Below are 5372 nucleotides of genomic sequence, written 5' to 3' on the forward strand. Positions count from 1 at the left end.
AGCGATGCACTTTGGGCTGCGAGAGAATCCGGGGGCTACGATAACCTCGATTACGACAACGACAACGACAACGAAAATGGCGCTATAGGCAGCCCCTGATGGAATTGTTTAATTTATTCGTGAACCGTTTCTTGGTCCGCGTATGACTGCGAATAGAATTGCCGTCCTGGCCATCACCCGCCCGGGTGTCGCCCTGGCGGGGCGGCTGGTCGCGGCCCTGCCGGGGGCGCACCTGTTCGTTCCCGCGACCCTGGGTCCGCAGGCGGCGGTCGCCGTCCCGGGTGCCCACACCGGTTACGATGGTCCCACGCGGGACCAGATGCCGGGCCTGTTCGCGGACTGGGAGGCCATCATCGCCACCTTCTCCCTGGGCGCCCTGGTGCGGCTGATCGCCCCGCACCTGCGCGACAAATACCGGGATCCGGCGGTGCTGGTGCTCGACGAGGCGGGGCGCTTCGTCATCCCGGTCCTCTCCGGCCATCTGGGCGGGGCCAATGCCCTGGCGGGGCGTGTCGCGCTGGTCTTGGGGGCGACCGCGGTGCTGACGACCGCCTCGGACGTGCAGCAGACGCTGGCCGTGGACCTGCTCGGGCGCGAGTTGGGCTGGACCCTTCAGGCTTGCTCCAGGGACCTGCTGCGGGCGAGTGCCGCGGTGGTCAACGGGGAGCCGGTCGCCCTGGTGCAGGAGTCCGGCAGCCCGGACTGGTGGCGCGGTCATGCCAATGGCCGCAACGGGCCGCTGCCGCCCAACCTGCACTGTCTGGACCCCGGTAAGCCGCTGGACTTAGGCGGCTATCGCGCCCTGCTCTGGATCGGCAGCCGCGCCCCGCCCGCGCGCCTGACCGCGGGGTTCGATGGTCCAGTAATCGTCTACCTGGCTAAAGAAAGTACGTTAGTACGTTAGTACGTGAGTACGTTAAGAGGGGCTCACACTCACGTACTTCCGTACTCACGTACTTCCGTACTTCCGTCTGAAGGAGAATGCATGGCTGCCACCCCCATCCCCGCGCGTCCGCGCCTCGCCCTGGGCCTGGGCTGCGACCGCGGCACCCCGCTTGCGACCCTGGAGCGGGCAGTCGCCGAGGCCCTGGCCGGGCTGGCTGCCGAGCTCAGTCAAGTGGTCGTCGCCGCGAGCATCGATCTCAAGGCGGACGAGGCGGGGCTGCTGCAATTGGCCGCGGTCCACGGCTGGCCGTTGCGCTTCTACAGCGCCGCCCAACTGGCGGCGGTACCGGTGCCCAATCCATCACCGACGGTGCTTCGGCATACGGGCACGCCCTCGGTCAGCGCGGCGGCGGCCCTATTGGCAGCGGGGTGCGCGGGCGGCCCCCTGCTCCTGGAAAAACATAAACTGCAAGATGCCGCGGGCAAGCACGCCACGGTGTCCATTGCGAGGATCGACGATGACTGAACCTAAGCCCCCCGGCAAACTCTTCCTGGTCGGGCTCGGCCCCGGGGGGCGCGAGCACATGACCGGGCGCGCCCGGGAGGCCATCGCCGCGGCCGATACCCTGATCGGCCACGCCACCTACCTGCGCCTGGTGGCGGATCTGGTCGGTGACCAGCAGGTGGTCAAGAGCGGTATGACCGAGGAGGTGGAGCGCGCCCGCCTGGCGGTGGAACTGGCCCAGGCGGGCCGCACCGTGGCCCTGATCTCGTCCGGGGACAGCGGGGTCTACGGGATGGCGGGGCTGACCTTCGAGGTCCTGTTCCAGTCGGGCTGGACGCCGGAAACCGGCTTCCCGGTGGAGGTCGTCCCCGGGGCCACAGCGCTGACGAGTTGCGCGGCCCTGGTGGGCGCCCCGCTCAGCCACGACTTCTGCGCCATCTCGCTGTCCGACCTGCTGACGCCCTGGCCGGTGATTGCCCGGCGGCTCAACGCGGCAGCGGCGGCGGACTTCGTCTGCGCACTCTACAACCCCAAGAGCGGGCGGCGCACCCGCCAGCTCCAGGAGGCGCAGCGCCTGTTCCTGTGCCATCGTCGCCCGGACACCCCGGTGGCCCTGGTCCACGCCGCCTTCCGGCCGCGCCAGCGGGTCGAACTCACCACGCTGGCGGCGCTCGACGGGTGCGAGATCGGGATGTTGACGACTGTCCTGATCGGCAACAGTCAGACCCAGGTGCGCCACGGCCTGCTGATCACCCCCCGTGGTTATACCAACAAGTATGACCTGGCCGGCGGCACCACGGTCGCGGGGGAGCGCGCCGGGACCTCGCTCTCCAGCGGACTGGACGCCTGGCTTGCCGCGATCCGCGCCAGTGCCGAGGGCGTGGAGCAGCTCGCCGCCCGCTACCAGTTGCCGGCCCGCTACATCGCCGAACTGTTGGACGCCCCGGACGCCGCTGCGACCGAGGCAGACATTGATCTACTGCGGAGCCCGCGCGCTGATGTACGCCATTGACCGCCACGCCTGGACCAACCGCTGGTACCGGCACCACCCCGGGGAGCGGCTGCTGCTCGCCGACGGGGGCCTGCTTCTGGCCCTGACCCTGCCACCCCTGACCGCCGGGCCCTTGCTGTGCGCCCTCATGGCCGGGGCGACGGTGGCCGGGGCCCGGGTCCCGGCCCGCGCCTTCCTGGGGGTCATGGCCCTGCCCGCGGGATTTCTGCTCACCAGTGCGCCCTTTCTCGCGCTCTCGCTCGATCTTAGTGACGGGGTCCGCCTCGCCTACTCACCCGCGGGGGCGGCGGCGGCCCTGACGGTGACGCTGCGCTCACTGGGGGCACTGTCCTGCCTAGCTTTTCTGACACTAACCACCCCGGTCGCGGAACTGGTCCCCTGGCTGCGCCGCGTGGGGGTGCCGGCGGCCGTGGTCGAGATCGCGCTCCTGATCTATCGGCTGATCTTCATCTTCATGGAGCGTGCCCTGGCGGGTCAGCAGGCCCAGGCCGCGCGGCAGGGGTACAGCACCAGGCGCCGCGGTCTCAGGTCACTGGGACTCCTGGTCGCGACCCTGTTCCAGCGCGCCCTGGAGCGGGCGCGGCGGCTCGAGGTCGGGCTCGCCGCGCGCGGCTATGTCGGCGAGTTGCGCGTCCTGACGCCGGAGCGCCGTCTGTCGCCGCGCCGGCTGGCGGGGATCGGGGGCCTGCTGCTGGCGGTCGCGCTGGGGTCGCTCCTGCTGGATCGCGCCCTGGCATGAGCCCGCTTATCCTGGCCGCCCGGGGGCTCGAATACGACTACCCCGGGGCCATCGCCGCGCTGCGCGGGCTGGATCTGACGGTACCGCGGGGCCGCAAACTCGCGCTCCTGGGTGCCAACGGCTGCGGCAAGACCACCCTGCTCCTGCACCTGAACGGCACGCTCAAGCCCTCCCGCGGTCAGGTGCTGCTGGACGGCCAGGCCGCCGACTATGGCCGGCGGGCGCTCGGCGCCTGGCGCAACCGGGTCGGGCTGGTGTTGCAGGAACCGGACGACCAACTCTTCTCGGCCACCGTCTACCAGGACGTCTCCTTCGGTCCACTCAATCAGGGGCTGCCGGAGGCGATGGTGCGGGCGCGGGTCGAGGCGTCGCTGGAAACCCTGCGCATCACCGCCTTGGCGCAGCGCCCGACCCATGCCCTGAGCTTCGGGCAGAAGAAGCGGGTCGCCATCGCCGGGGTCCTGGCCATGCAGCCCGAGGTCCTGATCCTGGACGAACCCACCGCCGGGCTCGACCCCCGCGGGGTCGCCCACCTGCTCGCCGCCCTGGAGCAACTGCGCCTGGCGGGTACGACCCTGGTCTTCTCCACCCACGATGTCGACCTGGCCTACGGCTGGGCCGACGAGGTCGCGATCCTGGGACAAGGCCTGGTGCTCTGCCAAGGCGAGGCCCTGGCGACCCTGGCCGATCCCGAGCGCCTGCACGCCGCGCACCTCAAGACGCCCACGCTGCTGGCCCTGGCCGTGGCCATGGGGGTCGCCGATGGCCCGGGGGGGCCGCCCCGCACCCAGGCTGCCCTGGTCGCACGCCTGCGCGGGCGCTCGGGGGATGGGGAGGAGATTGGGGAAGTGGTCGCTGCGGCTTCCCCGTAGCCCGGATGGAGCGCTGCGGAATCCGGCGACAACCTCGCGGATATAATAGATATCAGCAACTTGTAGCGAACACCTGGATTCCGCTGCGCTCCATCCAGGCTACGACCTGAGAAATCCTGTTAATCCTGTCCATTTCTCAAGGTCACGGATAATCTCGAATGAGATCGGGATCTGCGCTTGGAGATATTAGGCCCACTGACCACTCTGAAGCGCGCAAGCCCGGCCGCCAGGTGGTACCGACTCATCGATCCGCGGGCAGCGCAGTGAAGAGTGCCGGGTCGTTGAGCAGGCCGGCGGCGATGTTGACCGTCAGGGCCAGGAGCGTGGTATTGAAGGCGAAGGCGATCAGGCCCTGGACCATGACCAGTCGCCGCATCCGGGTCGTCGCCAGCCCAACATCCGCCGTCTGGGAGGTCATCCCGATGACGATGGCGAAATACATGAAGTCCATGTAAGCGGGGGGGTCTCGACCAGGAAACGCAAGCGCCGGCTCGACACTCTCGCTTCGCGGCCCGTAATAGGCGTGGGCGTAGTGCAGGGCAAAGGAGGTATGGACCAGCAGCCAGGAGGCCAGGAAGGTGACCACCACCAGGGCGAGACGAAGTTGGCGCTCCTCCAGTGGGATCTTCTCCAGGCCCCAGAGTACCATCACGATCGCGGCCACGCTGGCCATTGCCGCGGCCACCGTCAGAAACAGTACCAGCATAGCGCCGTCGTCCTGTAAGCTCGCTCGGCGCTTCATCTGTTCAATCGAGGTACGAGCGAACAGGTGCCAGGCCAGCACGAGATAAAGCCCCGCCCCGATATCCCAGGTGATCAGGGCGCGCAGTGTCGGCTCGATCGGCGTCAGCAGCAGCATCAGATAGGAAAGGACCCCGATCACCACCGAGCCGGCGAGCCGCCCGTGAATGCAAATGTGAGACCACAGCTTGAGGATTGAGGTAGGGATGTGATTCATCGGTAGCCTTGATGTTTACGACGGATCGGGGGTGAAGCGGCTCCCGGGCGCATACTTGCACAATCTCGAGGCTTGGACGAGGGGAATTCTATTACGACCTCAGCACTTTGGTGCGAGGGTGCGGTGGACAAGGCGTGCGGACCGGCCCGCGGGCTTGGCACGACGGCCCGGCGCGGCGCAGCTACCGGCGGTCTTGCGTTGGTCGACTGCGCTGGGCTTGTCCACCCTACGGACTGGCACCACCCACCGCCGACGGCTGGGGCGAAGTTTCCCCGGTCGCGGTGATCGAATCAACTGCCTGCCGTTGCCGCCGATCACGCCGCCGACGCGGCGGCGGGCCTCGATCATCGTTCCGGCCGCCCCGGGCCGGAGTCCAAGGCTTCAGCCTGGGATGGACAGGG

The 5372-nt window shown here is 68.8% G+C and carries 6 protein-coding genes; 5 read left to right on the forward strand and 1 reads right to left on the reverse strand.

Annotation, left to right across the window (positions count from 1 at the left end):
• Nucleotides 1–142 precede the first annotated feature (142 nt).
• The 5 genes from QZY48_RS11430 to QZY48_RS11450 all read left to right on the forward strand — a co-directional run bounded on the left by QZY48_RS11430 (nucleotide 143) and on the right by QZY48_RS11450 (nucleotide 4013).
• Entirely contained in the window at nucleotides 143–904 is a 762-nt protein-coding gene (locus QZY48_RS11430) for a cobalamin biosynthesis central domain-containing protein (RefSeq protein ID WP_295430981.1), read from the forward strand.
• Nucleotides 905–985: 81 nt separating this feature from the next.
• Complete coding sequence (locus tag QZY48_RS11435) at nucleotides 986–1411, forward strand: cobalamin biosynthesis protein (RefSeq protein WP_295430982.1); 426 nt, start codon at nucleotides 986–988, stop codon at nucleotides 1409–1411.
• A complete protein-coding gene (cobJ, locus tag QZY48_RS11440) occupies nucleotides 1404–2402 on the forward strand; it encodes a precorrin-3B C(17)-methyltransferase (RefSeq protein WP_295430983.1) in 999 nt (332 codons plus the stop codon). The genes QZY48_RS11435 and cobJ overlap by 8 nt, the downstream gene beginning before the upstream one ends.
• Nucleotides 2389–3141, forward strand: coding sequence for a cobalt ECF transporter T component CbiQ (cbiQ, locus tag QZY48_RS11445; RefSeq protein WP_295430984.1), 753 nt, complete (start codon nucleotides 2389–2391; stop codon nucleotides 3139–3141). Before cobJ ends, cbiQ begins: the two co-directional genes overlap by 14 nt.
• Nucleotides 3138–4013 (forward strand): ABC transporter ATP-binding protein, encoded by an 876-nt coding sequence (locus QZY48_RS11450; RefSeq protein WP_295430985.1) that lies wholly within the window; start codon nucleotides 3138–3140, stop codon nucleotides 4011–4013. Before cbiQ ends, QZY48_RS11450 begins: the two co-directional genes overlap by 4 nt.
• A 241-nt stretch (nucleotides 4014–4254) precedes the next feature.
• On the opposite strand, the gene QZY48_RS11455 is transcribed toward QZY48_RS11450, so the two are convergent.
• Nucleotides 4255–4971 carry a DUF1345 domain-containing protein gene (locus tag QZY48_RS11455; RefSeq protein WP_295430986.1) on the reverse strand — a complete coding sequence of 239 codons (717 nt, stop codon included), beginning with the start codon at nucleotides 4969–4971 and terminating at the stop codon, nucleotides 4255–4257.
• Nucleotides 4972–5372 lie beyond the last annotated feature (401 nt).

This window comes from uncultured Thiodictyon sp. (assembly GCF_903828115.1).
In the GTDB taxonomy this organism is placed as follows: Bacteria; Pseudomonadota; Gammaproteobacteria; order Chromatiales; family Chromatiaceae; genus Thiodictyon.

Excerpts from the sequence above, each read along its gene's own strand:
- QZY48_RS11430 (WP_295430981.1), top strand. The coding sequence starts at position 143 with ATGACTGCGAATAGAATTGCCGTCCTGGCCATCACCCGCCCGGGTGTC.
- QZY48_RS11435 (WP_295430982.1), top strand. The coding sequence starts at position 986 with ATGGCTGCCACCCCCATCCCCGCGCGTCCGCGCCTCGCCCTGGGCCTG.
- cobJ (WP_295430983.1), top strand. The coding sequence starts at position 1,404 with ATGACTGAACCTAAGCCCCCCGGCAAACTCTTCCTGGTCGGGCTCGGC.
- cbiQ (WP_295430984.1), top strand. The coding sequence starts at position 2,389 with ATGTACGCCATTGACCGCCACGCCTGGACCAACCGCTGGTACCGGCAC.
- QZY48_RS11450 (WP_295430985.1), top strand. The coding sequence starts at position 3,138 with ATGAGCCCGCTTATCCTGGCCGCCCGGGGGCTCGAATACGACTACCCC.
- QZY48_RS11455 (WP_295430986.1), bottom strand. The coding sequence starts at position 4,971 with ATGAATCACATCCCTACCTCAATCCTCAAGCTGTGGTCTCACATTTGC.